Here is a 15,445-nt window from a genome sequence, read left to right as displayed (position 1 = left end):
GGCCACGTAACGGTCCAGCCGGCCGTCGACAAGGGCGGCGGCCAGGTCCGCACCGGTGGCCTCGGCGATCTCCTCGGCGTACGGCCGGATCAACGGCAGGGTGCCGGCGACCAGTCGTACGGCGGCGGCCCACAGCTGGCCGGTGGCCCCTGGTCGCAGTCCGAGGCAGAGCAGCATGTCCGCCCGGTAGCCCGGCGGGGCCACCGGCAGGTCCAGGGCCGCCGCGAAGGCCGCCCGACGGGAGTGGACCCGCACCGACGGGTTGGCGGGTCGCAGCACCGACGGGCACAGCCGAGCCAGGTCGGCGACGGCGAGCCGGACCCCGAGGCGGTCGTGGGCGGACCGGGCGGCGGCTGCCTTACCGAGCGTGGCGATCAACTCCTCGAGCCGGGGTGGCTCGGCGGGCTGACAGAGCACCGGCAGGTCGATTCGGGGCCGCCAGTGCGGGTCGGCCCAGAGCAGCCGCGCCGGTGCGGTGACCGGCAGCCCGAACGCCCAGTCGGCCGGTTCGCCGAGCCGGTGCACCCAGGAGCGGACGTCCCGGGCGGCGACCGAGACGTGGGTGACCCGACCAGCTGATTCGGCCAGGTACGCCTGGCGTGCGGCGTACGGTGCCCCGCCGACCAGCACGTCGAGGTCGACGTCGCTGTGCGCGGTGGCGGCCCGGCGGGCGTGGCTGCCGCGCAGCAGGATGCCGACGACCGGCCGCTCGGCGCCCTGCCGCAACCGCGCGGCCCAGTCCTCAAGAAAACCGCTGTCCGGTAACGGAGCGTGACCCACCGCGCCATCGTGCCGTACGTCCGATCAGCGCGCAATGCCCGTTGGCGGACTCGGTGTCCGGTCCGGAGCCTACTGCCCGTTCTCATGCTCTCCGCAACAGCGGACAGTCGGCCACCGCTCCCGGCCGTTGCGCCCGGCTCGGTATTTCATCTAGCGTTGATTTCAACAGATGATGAGTTTCTTGGGAGGTGCACGATGCACGACGCGATAGCCGTCCGCGACCTGGTCGTCGACCGGGGCGGGCGGCGGGTGCTGGACCGCATCAGTTGCCGGGTCACCAGCGGCGCCGTCACCGGGCTGCTCGGCCCCAGCGGCAGTGGCAAGACCACGTTCATGCGCGCCGTGGTCGGGGTTCAGGTGGTCAACGGCGGGACGGTCACCGTCCTCGGGCAACCGGCGGGCACCCCGGCGCTGCGGCACCGGGTGGGCTACCTGACCCAGGCACCGAGCGTCTACGCCGACCTGACCGTCCGGGAGAACGCCCGCTACTTCGCGGCCCTTCACGGGCGGGGGCGGGTCGAGGCCGACCGGGCGATACGCGATGTCGGGCTGGCCGAGGCCGCCGGTCAACTGGTCGCCACCCTCTCCGGCGGTCAACGCAGCCGCGCCTCGCTGGCCTGCGCCCTGGTCGGGGAGCCGGAGCTGGTCATTCTCGACGAACCGACCGTCGGTCAGGACCCGGTGCTGCGGGCCGACCTCTGGGCCCGGTTCCACGCGATGGCCGCCGCCGGCACCACCCTGCTGGTGTCCAGCCACGTGATGGACGAGGCGGCCCGCTGCGACAGGTTGCTGCTGATCCGCCAGGGGCGGTTGATCGCCGACGACAGCCCGGCCGCCATCCGCGCCGCCGCCGGAGTGGACGACCTCGACGAGGCGTTCCTGCGCCTGATCCGGGCCAGCGAGGCGGACCCGACCAGCACCGCTTCGCAAGCCGGACAGGAGCCCTCATGAACCCCCGGATCCTGGTCGCCACCACCGGCCGCATCCTGCGTCAACTCCGGCACGATCGCCGGACCATCGCGCTGCTCGTGGTGGTGCCGGCCGTCCTGCTCACCCTCGTCCACTTCATGTACGCCGACCAGCCGACCCCACCCGGCCAGCCGAGCACGTTCGACAGGGTCGCGCTGGTGATGCTCGGCATCTTCCCCTTCGTGATCATGTTCCTGGTGACGAGCATCGCCATGCTCCGGGAACGCACCTCCGGCACCCTGGAGCGGCTGCTCACCACGCCGCTGGGCAAGCTCGACCTGCTCTTCGGGTACGGCATCGCGTTCGGGCTGGCCGCTGCCGCACAGGCGGCCGTCGCCGCCGCCGTGGCGTACTGGATCTTCGACCTGGACACCGCCGGCAGCAGCTGGCTGGTGATCGGGATCGCTGTCGTCGACGCCGTGCTCGGCGTCGCGCTCGGGCTGCTGTGCAGCGCCTTCGCGCGTACCGAGTTCCAGGCAGTACAGTTCCTGCCAGTCGTGGTGATCCCCCAACTGCTGCTCTGCGGGCTGTTCGTGGCCCGCGACGAGATGGCCGGTTGGCTCCAGGCGCTCAGTGACGCCTTCCCCCTGTCGTACGCCATCGAGGCGTTGCAGGAGGTCGGCGCCCACGCCGAGCCGACCGGCACAATGTGGTGGGACGTGGCGGTGGTGCTCGGCGCGGTGGTGCTGGCGCTGGTGCTCGCGGCGGCCACCCTGCGCCGACGCAGCGGGTGAGGCTGCGGCAGCCGTGGGCGGATCGGCCCACGGCTGCCCAGGCGGACGAACGAGGGGCGGCGATGACGCGGCGGACCGGCCGGCGACCCGGCAACCCGGACACCCGGGAGGCGATCCTCGACGCGGCGCGCAGCGCGTTCGCCGAGCGTGGCTTCGACTCCGCCTCGATCCGCGCCATCGCCGCCACCGCCGGCGTCGACCCGGCGTTGGTGCACCACTACTTCGGCAGCAAGGACCAGCTCTTCCGCACCGCGATGGACTTTCCGGTCGACCCTGGCCAGTTCCTGCCGGACGTGCTCGTCGGTGACCCGGACGGCGCCGGCGAGCGCCTGGTGCGCACGTTCCTCGGCATCTGGGACTCACCGGCCGGCAGCGCCGCCCAGGCACTGCTGCGTTCCGCGGTGAGCAACGAGTGGACCGCTCGCCTGCTGCGCGAGTTCGTCACCACCCAGGTCCTGCGGCGGGTGCTCGAACAGCTCGACGTCGACCCGGCCCAACTGCCGCTGCGCGGTTCCCTGGTGGCCACCCAGATGATCGGCCTGGCCATGATGCGGCACGTGGTGCGCCTGGAGCCGGTCGCCTCCGCGGACCCGGAAACCCTTGTCGCCGCTATCGGCCCGACAATCCAGCGCTACCTCACCGGCCCGCTGCCGGTCTGACGCGCCCGCGGGCCGGCGCGGCACGGGTCGCGCTCAGCCCGATGGGCGGGTGCCGGCGGGCAGGCGCAGCGGCGGCAGCAGTCGCGGCAGGTCGGCCGGGTCGGTCACCGGATCGGGGAACGCCAACCGGATCCGACGCCGGGCGCCGGGGTGGCCGAGCGCGACCACCAGCCCGTAGCGGTCGATCCGCACCACCCGGGGCGGCCCGTCGAGGGTCCGCTCGGTCAGGCCGAGCTGCCGGCGCAGGTACGCGGTCACCTGGGCACCGTGGCGCTCGGAGAGGTCGGCGAGCAGCCGCGCCTCGACCGGGTGCACCGGGTCCGGCTCCGCCTCCGCGTACTCCCCCGGGTCGATCCGGAGCACGGCGCCGGCGCGTTCCCAACGGACCTCGACCACCTCGAAGCGGAACAGCCGGAACCGGGTGCCCAGGTCGAGCAGGTCACCGGTCGGCTCCACCGCGGCGAAGTCGAGCGCCGCCCGGCGGACCTCGTCGCCGTGCAGCTCGACCGCCCAGCCGGAAACCCAGGCCCGGCCCAGACCCGGCGCACCGGCGGCGGGCGGCAGGTCGAGCACGTCGAGCACCACCGCGACGTCGCCGACCCCGGCAACCGGTCGCAGCGCGGCGGCCAGGTGGCTGGCCACCGGCACCAGCAGCAGCACCCGCCCCTCCGGGTCGGTCACGTGCCGGACGTGGTGCGGGCTCGGCCGGTGCGCGAGATGGACCAGGCCGGGCAGCCGGCCGGCGACCAGGGTACGAACGATCTCGGCGGGGTTGGGCCGCATGGCGCGACCTCCTCAAAGGTTAGGCTTACCTAACCCGGAGCCTAGAGCACCCGGCCGCCGGCGTCCACCACTCAGCGCGCGGACGCCTCACCTGGTCTGCTCCAGCCAGGAGGCGTAGAGCAGGCCGTAGACCGAGTCGGCGTCGCGGACCAGCTCGTCGTGCGGGCCCCGCTGCACCACCCGCCCCCGATCCACAACGATCACCTCGTCGGCGGCCTGGGCCGTGGAGAGCCGGTGCGCGATCGCGAGGGTGGTCCGCCCCCTGGTGACCGCGTCCAGGGTGCGCTGCAGGCGCACCTCGGTCGCCGGGTCCACAGCGCTCGTCGCCTCGTCCAGCACCAACAGATCCGGGTCGGCCACATACGCGCGGGCCAACGCGACCAACTGCCGCTCACCGACGCTGAGCGCCTCGCCACGCTCGCCGACCGGCGTGTCCAGACCCGCCGGCAGACCCTCCAGCCAATCCGACAGGCCCAGCTCCGTGAAGGCCACGCTCAGCTCCTCGTCGGTCAGCTCCGGCCGGGCGAACCGGACGTTGTCCCCCACCGTCGCGTCGAAGAGGAACCCGTCCTGCGGCACCATCACCACCCGGGAACGCAGCGAGTCGAACCGCACCTGCGCCAGCGGCACCCCGGACAGCAGCACCGCCCCGGCCGACGGGTCCATCAACCGGGTCAGCAACTTCGCGAAGGTGGTCTTGCCGCTGCCGGTCTCGCCGACCACCGCCACCCGGCTCTTCGCCGCGATCTCCAGGTCGATGTCGTGCAGCACCGGCGGGCCACCCGGGTAGGCGAACCGCACCCCGGCGAACCGGATGTCCAACGGCCCGGCCGGCAGCTTGCGCCCCTGCTCCCCCGGGTCTGCCACATCCGGAGCGACGTCAAGCACATCCAGCACCCGGCGCCAACCGGCGATCGCGTTCTGCGCCTCGTTGAGCACCTCGGTGGCGATCTGCACCGGCTGGATGAAGAGCGTCACCAGGAACAGGAACGCGGTCAACTGGCCGATCGACAGCGTCCCGTCCACACCGAGCGTGACCCCGAGCACCACCACACCCGCCAACGCCAGCCCCGCCGCCAACTCGCCGACCGAGCTACCCACGATGCTGATCCGGATCGCCCGCTGCTGCGCCAGCCGCTGCCCGTCGATAGCCTCGTCCAACCGCCGCTCGGTACGCCCCGCGATCCCGTACGCCCGGATCACCGGCGCGCCCACCACGCTCTCGCCGATCGTGCCGAGCAGCGTCCCGGTGCGCTGACGCACCGTCGCGTACGCCGAACCCAACCGGCGCTGCAACTGCCGGATCACGAACACCGCAGGCAGGAACGCGGCCAACACCACAAGGGTCAACTGCCAGGAGTACGCGAGCATGACGGCGGTGGTGACCACCAGCTGACCGAGGTTCACCAACAGGATCACCCCACCCCACTGGAGGAACTGGGTGATCTGGTCGACGTCGCTGGTGACCCGGGAAACGAGCGAGCCCCGCCGCTCGGACTGCTGGTGCAACATCGACAGGTCGTGCACGTGACGGAACGCCCGCGTCCGGACGTTGGCCAACGCCGTCTCACTCACCGTGAACAGCCGGCGCATCATCAGATAGCCGCAGACCGTCGTGACAGTCAGGATCGCCGCGGTGACCGCCACCACCGACCACACCACGTCGAGGTTCAGGCCGCCCACGATGCCCCGGTCGATGCCCTGCTGCACGGCCACCGGCACGGCCACCCGACCAACCATGTAGACCAACGCCAGCGCCAGGGTGCCGGCCAGGCCGGTCCGCAACTCAGGCGACAGCGCCAACCCACGACGCAGGGTCTGCCAGGTCGTCTCCTCCCGCTCGGCACCATCCACCGTCGTCACCGGATCCCGCCCTTCGTTCGCGACTGCGGGGCTCCGCTTCGCCGCACTCCTCGCGCTCACCGAGCCGGCCTTTCGTTCGCGACTGCGGGGCTCCGCTTCGCTGCACTCCTCGCGCTCACCGAGCCGGCCTTTCGTTCGCGACTGCGGGGCTCCGCTTCGCTGCACTCCTCGCGCTCACCGGTCCACCTCGATCTCCAGGCCCGAGGGCAGCGACGCGACCTCGTCGCCGTACGCGCTCTCCTGCGCCCGCTCGACCTCCGCCTGCTCGTAGGCGGTGACCAGGTCGACGTAGCCGGGCACGGTGGCCAACAACTCGCTGTGCGTGCCCCGGGCGAGCACCCGGCCCTGCTCCACGTAGATCACCTCGTCGGCGAGCGCGATGGTGGCCCGCCGGTACGCCACCACCAGGATCGACGCGACCGGCACCCCCGGCTCGGCCGACGCGGACCGCAGCCCGGCCAGGATGGCCGCCTCCACCCGCGGATCGACAGCGCTCGTCGCGTCGTCGAGCACCAGCAGGCGCGGCCGGCCGGCCAACGCGCGGGCCAGGGTGAGCCGCTGACGCTGCCCACCGGAGAGCGAGGTGCCCCGCTCGCCGACCATGGTGTCCAGGCCCTCGGGCAACGCGGCGACGAACCCGTCCGCCTCGGCCAACCGCAACGCCGCCCAGACCGCCTCGTCGTCGATGCCCGGCCGGTCGAGGGCGATGTTCGCCCGGACCGTGTCGTCGAAGACGAACGGCACCTGCGCGACCAACGCCACAGTGCCGGCCAGCGAGGCGGCGGTCAGCTCGCGCACGTCCACCCCGTCCAGGGTGACGATGCCGGAGTCCGGATCGACGAGGCGCACCGCGAGCGAGGCGATCGTGGACTTGCCGGCGCCGGTGGGCCCGACCAGGGCCACCGTCCGGCCGGCCGGCACCGTGAAGCCGACCTCGCCGAGGACCTGCGCACCGGCCTGGTGCGCCTCGGCCGGCGGGTAGGAGAAGTGCACGTCACTGAAGGCGAGGGTGGCCGGGCCGGCACCGGCCGGGTCGAGCACGCGCCGCCCGTACGGCATCTCGCCGGTGGCGTCGAGCACCCGGCGGACCCGGTCCCAGCCGGCGACGCTGCGCGGCAACTCGGCAAGCACCCAACCGATGGCCCGCACCGGGAAGGCCAGCACTGTGAAGAGGAAGGCCACGCTCACCAACTCGGTCACGCTTATCGCGCCCTGGCGCAGCCGGAACGCCCCGACCACCAGCACGGCGAGGGTGCCGAGGCTGGGCAGGGTCTCCAACAGGGGGTCGAAGACGCCGCGCAGCCGACCGACAGCGATCAACGAGTCGCGCAGTTCACCGGCGCGACCCGCGAACCGGGCGGTCTCCTGGGCCTCGCGGCCCATCGTCTTGACCACCAGGGCGCCGTCGAAGCTCTCGTGGGCGATGCCGCTGACCTCGGCGCGTAGGCGCTGCGCCCGGGCCTGGCGGGGTGCCATCCGGCGGGAGTAGACGACGTTGAGCGCGAACAGCGCGGGGAAGACCGCCAGGCCGACCAGGGCGAGCGCCCAGTCGGTGGCGAAGAGCGACACGATCGCGCCGACAAGCATCACGAGCGTGCCGACGGCGAAGGGCAGCGGTGCGATCGGGTACCAGGCCGCCTCCACGTCGGAGTTGGCGTTGGACAGCAGGGTGCCGGTGGAGTTGCGGTGGTGCCAGGACAGCGGCAGCTCCAGGTAGCGGCGGGTGACCCGGCGGCGGTAGGAGGCCTGGAGGCGGTACTGCATGTAGCCCGCCCCGAGCCGGCGGCCGAAGATGCCCGCCACCCGCAGCACGCTGATCCCGAACAACGCGGTCGCGGCCAACGCCAGGGTCCCGGCGCCCACCTCACCGCGGGAGATGGCCGGCAGCGCCACCTCACCGATGACCGTCCCGACGACCCGCGCGCTCACGATGATCATTCCACCGAAGAGCACGCTGCCGACCACAGCGACCGTGAAGATTCGGGGCTGCTCGCGGATCGCCTGCCGCAGGACGCCCAGCCCTCGACTGAGTACGTCCCGACTTGTCTTGCTCGCCACGCTCTCCCCCGCCGTAAGCCGCAATTATCTCCCTCATCCTTACCGGTCCGGGCCAGCGCCGCCGACCCGGAGCGGATATGTCGACCGTCACGTACCGGATGGCGACAGGCGGCGTGCGACGGCCCGCCGGCCGTTGCCGCGCGCCGACGAGCGACCGGGCCTACGATCGGCCCATGCCGCGGTACGCCCGAGCCGAGCGCGAGGCGCTGGCCGATCTTCTGCTGGCCCTCGGGCCGGACGCCCCGACGATCAACGAGGGGTGGGTGACCCGTGACCTCGCCGCGCACCTGGTGCTGCGGGAGCGCCGCCCCGACGCGGCCGGCGGGATCCTGCTGCCGCCGCTGCGCGGCTACGCCGAACGGGTGCGCCGCCGACTCGCCGCGCGGCCCTACCCGGAGCTGGTGGCGCAGGTACGCCGGCCGCCGCTGTGGAGCCCGGTCAGCAACCCGCTCACCGACGAGTTGGCGAACACGATGGAGTTCTTCATCCATCACGAGGACGTGCGGCGGGCCGGCTCCGGGTGGCAGCCGCGCGACCTGCCCGCCGGCCTGCAGAACGCCCTGTGGAAGCGGGTCGCCACACTGGCCCGGCTGGCCCTGCGCCGCTTTCCGGCGGACCTCTACGTGCAGGCACCCGGTCACGGCGAGATCTCCGTCGGTCGGGGCGGGGAGCCGCTGCGGTTGGTCGGCGCCCCCGCCGAACTGGCCCTGTTCCTCTCCGGCCGGCAGCGGGTGGCGCGGGTCCAACTGGACGGCACCACCGCAGCCGCGCGGCAACTGCGCGGCGCCAGCCTGGGCATGTGACTCCCTGAGCTTAAGCGGTCACAAGTCAAGTGTGGCGTTCCCCACACCCAGCGACGCGTACTGATGTCTCCTCCCGTACGCTTCACCGCGCCGCTCCGCGCCGGGCGGTACGAAGTGGGGGCGCACTGTGCGGAATTTTGCGATTTCGGCGCTGCGGGAGCCTCCCTTTCGGGGCGGGCACCATGGCGCCACAGAGCAGGTGGCGAGCGAGAGCGTCGAGTGGGCGCGCACGTTTGGGCTGGTCGATTCCAGCCAACGTGTGCACCGGCTACAACGGGCCGACGCCGCCGGCCTGGCCGGACGGGCCTGCCCGGACGGGTCGGTGGACGGGCTGCGCCTGCTCACCGACCTGATCAGCTGGCTCTTCGTGATGGACGACGCGTGCGACGAGGACGGCCTTGGCGCCAATCCGGCCCGGTTGGGGCCGGCGATCAGCACCCTGATCGACGTGCTGGACCGATGCGGCGACCCGAACGTCGCACCGCCCACCGTCGGGCCGCTCGGTGACGCGCTGCACGACCTGTGCCGCCGTACCCGACTGCACGACCACCCGGCCCTGCTGTTGCGGTTCGTCAGCCAGATGCGGGAGTACCTGCTGGCGTTGCTCTGGGAGGCGACCAACCGGGAGCGTCGGCGGGTGCCCGAGGTGGCGGAGTACGTCCAACTGCGGCGACACATCGGCGGGGTACGCCCGTGCCTCACGCTTACCGACCTGGCGGCGGCCCGGCCGCTCGGGGTGACCCGGCGCGTCGAGCCGGCGCTCGTCGCCCTGGATCTGCTGGCGGTGGACCTGGTCTGCTGGTGCAACGACCTGTTCTCCTACGGCAAGGAGAGCCAGGTGGACCCGGACGCGCACAACCTGGTGACGGTGCTCGCCCGCGACAGCGGCGCGAACGAGGCGGACGCGCTGCGGGCCGCGGCGGACCAGTTCAACAAGGGGCTGGCCGCGTACCTCGATGTCGAGGAGTCGCTGCTGGCCAGCGGGGACGACGGCTTGCGCGACGCGCTCGCCGCACGGCGCAACTGGGTTCGTGCCACCTACGACTGGTCAATTGTGGCCGCCCGGTACGCCTGAATCGACCGGACCGGGCGGAGGGTAGGACGGCCGGATGATCACCAGGGCTAGCCGATGCACCCCGCCAGGCAATACTCTTCGGTAACCCTCACGACGTGATCACCGTCACGCCACCACCCTCGAAGGCGGCTACAGCGATGGCTCTCGATGTACCGTACCGCTCTATCCCGGACATGTTCCTCAAGCGCGTGGCGGCCACCCCCGACCGGCACGCTTTCGCGTCCCCGAACGCCGACGACTCGGGGCCGGCCTGGCTGACCTGGGCGCAGGTCAGCCAGCGTGCCAAGGCGGTCGCCGCCGGCCTGCACGGGCTGGGTATCGGCCAGGAGGATCCGGTCGCGATCCTCGCCAACACCCGGCTGGACTGGGTGATCATCGACCTCGGCATCCTGTGTGCCGGTGGTGCGACAACCACCGTCTACCCGACCACCGAACCGGCGGACGCGACGTACATCCTCGCCGACTCCGGGTCGAAGGTGCTGTTCGCGGAAGACCCGACCCAGGCGGCGAAGATCGTCGGCGCCGACCTGCCCGCGCTCACCCACGTGGTGCTCCTCGACGGCGCCGCCGACCCCGCCGCCGCGATCCCGCAACTGACCCTCAGCGAGCTTGAGGAACAGGGCGCCCGCGCGCTGGCCGCCGAACCGGAACTGATCGACATGCTGGTGGCCGGCATCGGCCCCGACCACCTGGCCACCCTGATCTACACCTCGGGCACCACCGGCCGACCCAAGGGCGTCGAGCTGCTGCACGGCGGCTGGTGCTGGGAGGCTGTGGCACAGGCCGAGGCCGGGCTGCTGCTCGACGACGATCTGCAGTACCTGTGGCTGCCGCTGTCGCACTCGTTCGGCAAGACACTGCTCTGCGGCGCCACCCACGTGGGGCTGCCCACCTACGTCGACGGGCGGGTGGACAAGCTTGTCGACATGCTGTCGGTTATCCGTCCGACGCTCATGTGCGGCGCCCCCCGGATCTACGAGAAGGTCTACAACCGGGCGGTGACCACCGCGCAGAGCGCGGGCGGCGCGAAGGCGAAGATCTTCGCCTGGGCGGTGCGGGTCGGCAAGGAGAAGGTGGCCCTGGAGCAGGCGGGCAAGCCGGTGCCGGCCGGGCTGAAGCTGCGCTACGCGCTGGCCGAGAAGTTGGTGTTCGGCAAGCTCCAGGCCCGCCTGGGCGGGCGGATGCGGGTGCTGGTCTCCGGCGCCGCGCCGCTCAGCCCGGAGATCGCCACCTTCTTCGCCGCGGCGAACCTGCCGATCTCGGAGGGCTACGGCCTGACCGAGACCAGCGCCGGCAACTTCGTCAACCCGCCGGGCGGGCTGCGGATCGGCACTGTGGGCCAGCCGTTGGGTGACCTGGAGTGCCGGCTGGACGCCGACGGGGAGGTCCTGCTGCGCGGCCGACCGGTGATGCGCGGCTACCACAACCTGCCGGCGGAGACCGCCGCCGTGTTCACCGAGGACGGCTTCTTCCGTACCGGTGACATCGGCATCCTCGACGAGCAGGGCTATCTCCAGATCACCGATCGCAAGAAGGACCTCGTCAAGACCTCGGGCGGCAAGTACATCGCGCCGTCGCACATCGAGGGACTGTTCAAGGCCCTCTGCCCGTACACCTCGCAGGCGGTAGTCGTCGGGCAGGCCCGCAACTTCTGCACGATGCTCGTGACGCTGGACCCGGACGGGATCCGGGGCTGGGTCGCCGGCGGGCCGCTGGAGGGGCGCAGCTACACCGAGATCGTCACCTCGCCGGAGGCCCGGGCGATGATCGACGAGCACGTCGTCCAGCTCAACGCCAGGCTCAACCGCTGGGAGCAGATCAAGAAGGTGACCATCCTGCCCCGCGATCTCACCATCGAGGACGGCGAGATCACCCCGTCCTTGAAGATCAAGCGGCGTGGTGTGGAGAGCAACTTCGCCCGCGAGATCGACAAGATGTACGCCGGCAGCCTCGCCGAACTCTGATTCCACAGAGGGTCCCGTGCCCGGCTCCCCGCCGGCACGGGGCCCTCACAGGTGGTGGCCCCGCCACCTCGTCTGGTCCTCCTCCACGGCGAGTTGCTCCGCCAGCGCCACCTCGCGGACCTCGCGCCGCCGGCGGACGTCGACGATCGTCTGCGCCCCCACGGCCAGCCACGTGGCCACGGCCAGCATGGCCAACGCGAACATCTCGGGCAGCGAACCGGCCACCGGCACCAGCACGAGCAGCAGCAGAATTCCACCGATCGTGGGCCAGCGGGGGGCGGCGAGCATCTTCCGGCCCAGCACGATGAGCGCGAGCAGATAGAGCGCTACCCCGCCGTAGAGCGCCAGCAGGTCGAAGCTCGGCAGCGGAACCCCCCAACTCGGCGTGCCGACGTCGGCTCCCTCGTGGATCAGCCCCTTGAGTCCGAGCGCGAACAGGATGACGCCGGCGATGACCGGCAGGTGCAGGTAGGTGTAGGCGTCGCGGGCCAGGGAGGCGCGGGCGGCGGGGTCGCGGGTCCGGTGCAGGGTCTGCTCCATGCCGAGCGCCAGGGTGTCGAAGTACGCCCACCACAGCGCCGCGGCCACCGCGACGCCGAGCACCGCGGCGATGAGCACCGGCCAGGTCAGCAGCAGAACGGCGCTGCCGCCGGGAGCGAGCCCGAGCGCGATGATGGCCTCACCGAGGACGATAAGGACGATCTGGCCGTGCCGCTCCGCCCAGTGCCCGGCGGAGAGCACCGTCCAGCCGGTGCCGCGCAGCGTGAGCCCGGCCCCGTACTCCACGGCCAGGGCCGCGAGCCAGAGCACCAACCGGGCAGCCCCCTCGGCGCTCCCGTCGAAGAGCCGCTGCGGCAGCAGTGCGGCGACGACGATGAGCGCCGTGGCCAGCAGCGGCGGCAGGGCGAACAGTCGCCAGCGTCGGCGTAGGTCCCGGTTCCGCCGCCCGGCCCAGATGAAGATCGACGTCTCGCTCACCCGGACCAGGAAGTAGCCGACCGCGAAGACCAACGGGCCGGGCAGCCCGCCGGGGCGGTCGACGAACGCCTTCGGCAGGCTCAGCGCCAGCACGAAGGCGGCGGCCATTGTCGCGAAGCCGACCAGCGGGACGATGCCCTGGTCGGTACGGACCAGGTTGCCGAGCACGGCGAACCCGGTCCAGCACCACCAGAGCAGCGCCAGCACCACCAGGCACTGGGCCAGGCCGCGCGCGGTCGGATTGCCGGCGGTGACGGTGGTGACGTTCAGAAAGGCGAAGACGAAGATCAGGTCGTAGAAGAGTTCGAGGCGGGTGGCCCGGGAGCCCGGAGCGCTCCGCTGGACCCCCCGCGCCGTCGCACCCTCGCCCACCAGCAGATTGTGGCAGTCACGACGGGATGAAAGGCGCATTGCGGGCAGAGCGGTGGACGTGACGGTACCGCTCACCCCTACCCGGCGGTCCGCGACGAGCGCGGCCAGGTCCGGGGAGACCTGGCCGGAGGTCGGTCCATCCGGTCGCTACCGGCGGCGGGCTCAGGCGATGACGGCCGGCTCCCGCCACCGCTGTCGGCCACCCCGGTCCAGGTCGTAGCGGACCGCCGCGAGCCGCCCGACGGCCTCCACGAGGTCCGCGGCGGGCAGGGTGAAGGGCAGCCGCAGGAAGCGCTCCAGGGTGCCGTCCAGGCCGAACCGGGGGCCCGGCGCCAGGCGTACGCCGACCTCCTCGGCGGCCCGGGCCAACGCGCTCGAGACCGGACCGTCCAACTCGGCCCACAGCGTCACGCCACCACCTGGCACGGTGACCCGCCAGTCCGGCAGCCGGTGCGCAAGCGCGCCGAGCAGGGCGTCGCGTTGGCCGGTCAACTGGACGCGGCGCTCGGCGACGATGGCCTCGGCATCGGCGAGCAGGTGCACCGCGACAAGTTGGTCAAGCACCGGGCTGGCCATGTCCACCCCGACCCGGACGGCGGCCAGCCGCTGCACCTGCGGCGCGGCGGCGCGGACCCAGCCGATCCGCAGGCCACCCCAGTAGGGCTTGCTCATCCCGCCGATGCTGATCACCCGGCTGTGCCGGTCGTGGACGGCGACCGGGGGTGGCACCTCGGTGTCGTCAAGCGCGAGGTCCACGAAGGACTCGTCGATGACCAGGTCGGTGCCGGCCGCGTGGGCGGTGGCCACCACCCGCTCACGTAGCGCGGCGGGCATCAGGTGCCCTGTCGGATTCTGGAACTCCGGGATCAGGTAGGCAAGCTTGGGCCGGGTCTGCCGCAGGCTGCCCAGGAGCAGGTCGGGGTCCCAGCCACCGGCATCGGCGGCCAGGCCGTGGGTGGTGATCCGGGCGCGCCGGCCGGCCAGCGCGGCGAGCGCGTTGGGGTAGGTCGGGGACTCGACCAGGACGCTGCCGCCGGGGGCCAGCGCGAGTCGCAACACCAGGTCCAGGGCATGTTGGGTGCCGCTGGTGACCATGATCTGGTCGGCCGAGGTCGGCAGGCCCCGAGCGGTGTACGCGTCGGCCACCGCCTCGCGCAGCTCGATGATGCCGGTCGGGTGGTAGCCGGCACCGCCCAGATAGCGGGGCAGGTCCTCGGTGGCCGCCCGGGCGGCGGTCAGGAGTTGCGGCGGGGCGGCCAACGCGGCGACGCCGAGGTCGAGCATGTCCCGGTCGTCGAGCGGGGTCCACAGGCCGGTGCTGGCCACCCGGTGGTTGCCGGGCAGCATCGTCCAGCTGCCGGCCCCCCGGCGACTGGTCAGGTGCCCGGTCTCCCGCAGCTGTCGGTACGCGGCGGTGACAGTGGTCCGGCTGATCCGCAGCGCCTCGGCCAGCTCCCGCTCGGCCGGAAGTCGGACGCCCAGCGGTAACCGGCCGTCGGCGAGCAGACCGCGGACCGCGCCGGCCAGGGCGGCGTAGTCGGGGCTGCGCCGCCGGCCCGGCAGGGCGTGCCACTGGCCGAGAAGACGGGCCAATTGGACGCCTCGCACCTGCCCGGTCATGACCACTCCTCGGATATTGGCTTCTTCCTCTGCGACGATTGGCACCTAGAGTGGCACGCATGGCACTGATTGGCAATCTGCGGCAGCGGCCCGTGCGGCGACTGGTCCAGCTCTACCTCGGACTCGCGCTCTACGGCGTCAGCATGGCCCTGATGGTCCGCTCCGACCTGGGCCTGGACCCCTGGGACGTGTTCCACCAGGGGTTGTCCAAGCTGACCGGGCTCTCCTTCGGCACCGTCACCATCGCCGTCGGCGCGCTGGTGCTGCTGCTCTGGATTCCACTACGACAGCGGCCGGGGCTCGGCACGGTGAGCAACGTCGTGGTGGTCGGCCTCGTCGTGGACGCCACCCTGGCCCTCCTGCCGCCCGGTGGCCCGCTCGGCGTCCGGATCGCGCTGCTGATCACCGGGATCGTCGCCAACGGTGCCGCCACCGGCCTCTATCTCGGTGCCCGACTGGGGCCGGGCCCTCGAGACGGGCTGATGACCGGCTTCGTGGCCCGCCGGCCGGGCCGGTCGGTCCGGCTGGTGCGCACCGTCATCGAGGTCACCGTGCTGGCGCTGGGCTGGCTGCTCGACGGCACTGTCGGGCTGGGCACCGTCGCGTACGCGCTGGCCATCGGCCCGCTGGCCCAGCTCTTCATCCCGATGTTCGAGGTGCCCGCCGCTGCCGCACCGGAGGACCCCGCGCCCACGCCGGGCAGCGCCGCGCCGGTCACCCCCGCCGGCTGAAACCTCACCCACCGTCCACGAACCGGTACGTCGTGGTGGTGCGGCGTACCAGATGG

Annotated in this window: 12 protein-coding genes and 1 pseudogene; 7 read left to right on the top strand and 6 right to left on the bottom strand. The window is 72.4% G+C overall.

Translation table 11 applies throughout. From position 1 onward, the window contains the following. Positions 1-93 precede the first annotated feature (93 nt). Positions 94-417: pseudogene (locus tag AB0B85_RS17980) on the bottom strand (phosphoribosyl-AMP cyclohydrolase); the annotation flags it as partial. A gap of 558 nt (positions 418-975) precedes the next feature. Here AB0B85_RS17980 and AB0B85_RS17975 point away from each other — a divergent pair. The 3 genes from AB0B85_RS17975 (at position 976) to AB0B85_RS17965 (ending at position 3,142) form a co-directional block, all read left to right on the top strand. Next, positions 976-1,731 carry an ABC transporter ATP-binding protein gene (locus AB0B85_RS17975; RefSeq protein WP_357408540.1) on the top strand — a complete coding sequence of 252 codons (756 nt, stop codon included), beginning with the start codon at positions 976-978 and terminating at the stop codon, positions 1,729-1,731. Beyond that, a complete protein-coding gene (locus tag AB0B85_RS17970; RefSeq protein WP_357408538.1) occupies positions 1,728-2,483 on the top strand; it encodes an ABC transporter permease in 756 nt (251 codons plus the stop codon). The genes AB0B85_RS17975 and AB0B85_RS17970 overlap by 4 nt, the downstream gene beginning before the upstream one ends. Before the next feature lie 62 nt (positions 2,484-2,545). Continuing rightward, the gene (locus tag AB0B85_RS17965) at positions 2,546-3,142 is read left to right on the top strand and encodes a TetR family transcriptional regulator (RefSeq protein ID WP_357408536.1); all 597 of its coding nucleotides are present in this window, start codon (positions 2,546-2,548) and stop codon (positions 3,140-3,142) included. A 33-nt stretch (positions 3,143-3,175) separates the two neighbouring features. Here the strand turns inward: AB0B85_RS17965 and AB0B85_RS17960 are convergent, their stop codons facing one another. The 3 genes from AB0B85_RS17960 to AB0B85_RS17950 form a co-directional block, all read right to left on the bottom strand. Continuing rightward, entirely contained in the window at positions 3,176-3,925 is a 750-nt protein-coding gene (locus AB0B85_RS17960) for a DUF2470 domain-containing protein (RefSeq protein ID WP_357408534.1), read from the bottom strand. A gap of 87 nt (positions 3,926-4,012) precedes the next feature. Beyond that, positions 4,013-5,788 (bottom strand): ABC transporter ATP-binding protein, encoded by a 1,776-nt coding sequence (locus tag AB0B85_RS17955; RefSeq protein WP_357408532.1) that lies wholly within the window; start codon positions 5,786-5,788, stop codon positions 4,013-4,015. A 174-nt stretch (positions 5,789-5,962) separates the two neighbouring features. After that, the gene (locus AB0B85_RS17950) at positions 5,963-7,846 is read right to left on the bottom strand and encodes an ABC transporter ATP-binding protein (protein WP_357408531.1); all 1,884 of its coding nucleotides are present in this window, start codon (positions 7,844-7,846) and stop codon (positions 5,963-5,965) included. A 173-nt stretch (positions 7,847-8,019) separates the two neighbouring features. On the opposite strand from AB0B85_RS17950, the gene AB0B85_RS17945 reads away from it, so the two are divergent. From AB0B85_RS17945 to AB0B85_RS17935, 3 genes are all read left to right on the top strand, one after another. Beyond that, entirely contained in the window at positions 8,020-8,649 is a 630-nt protein-coding gene (locus tag AB0B85_RS17945; protein ID WP_357408529.1) for a TIGR03085 family metal-binding protein, read from the top strand. A gap of 199 nt (positions 8,650-8,848) precedes the next feature. Continuing rightward, the gene (locus tag AB0B85_RS17940) at positions 8,849-9,724 is read left to right on the top strand and encodes a terpene synthase (RefSeq protein WP_357408527.1); all 876 of its coding nucleotides are present in this window, start codon (positions 8,849-8,851) and stop codon (positions 9,722-9,724) included. Between the two features lie 137 nt (positions 9,725-9,861). Beyond that, a complete protein-coding gene (locus AB0B85_RS17935; RefSeq protein WP_357408525.1) occupies positions 9,862-11,688 on the top strand; it encodes a long-chain fatty acid--CoA ligase in 1,827 nt (608 codons plus the stop codon). A 45-nt stretch (positions 11,689-11,733) separates the two neighbouring features. Here the strand turns inward: AB0B85_RS17935 and AB0B85_RS17930 are convergent, their stop codons facing one another. Then, complete coding sequence (locus tag AB0B85_RS17930) at positions 11,734-13,038, bottom strand: low temperature requirement protein A (RefSeq protein ID WP_357408523.1); 1,305 nt, start codon at positions 13,036-13,038, stop codon at positions 11,734-11,736. A 162-nt stretch (positions 13,039-13,200) separates the two neighbouring features. After that, positions 13,201-14,658 (bottom strand): PLP-dependent aminotransferase family protein, encoded by a 1,458-nt coding sequence (locus AB0B85_RS17925; protein ID WP_357408521.1) that lies wholly within the window; start codon positions 14,656-14,658, stop codon positions 13,201-13,203. Positions 14,659-14,717: 59 nt separating this feature from the next. On the opposite strand from AB0B85_RS17925, the gene AB0B85_RS17920 reads away from it, so the two are divergent. After that, complete coding sequence (locus tag AB0B85_RS17920; protein ID WP_357408518.1) at positions 14,718-15,389, top strand: hypothetical protein; 672 nt, start codon at positions 14,718-14,720, stop codon at positions 15,387-15,389. Positions 15,390-15,445 lie beyond the last annotated feature (56 nt).

Source organism: Micromonospora sp. NPDC049044 (assembly GCF_040649215.1).
Classification (GTDB): domain Bacteria; phylum Actinomycetota; class Actinomycetes; order Mycobacteriales; family Micromonosporaceae; genus Micromonospora.
This window is presented reverse-complemented; position numbering and strand designations above follow the sequence as displayed.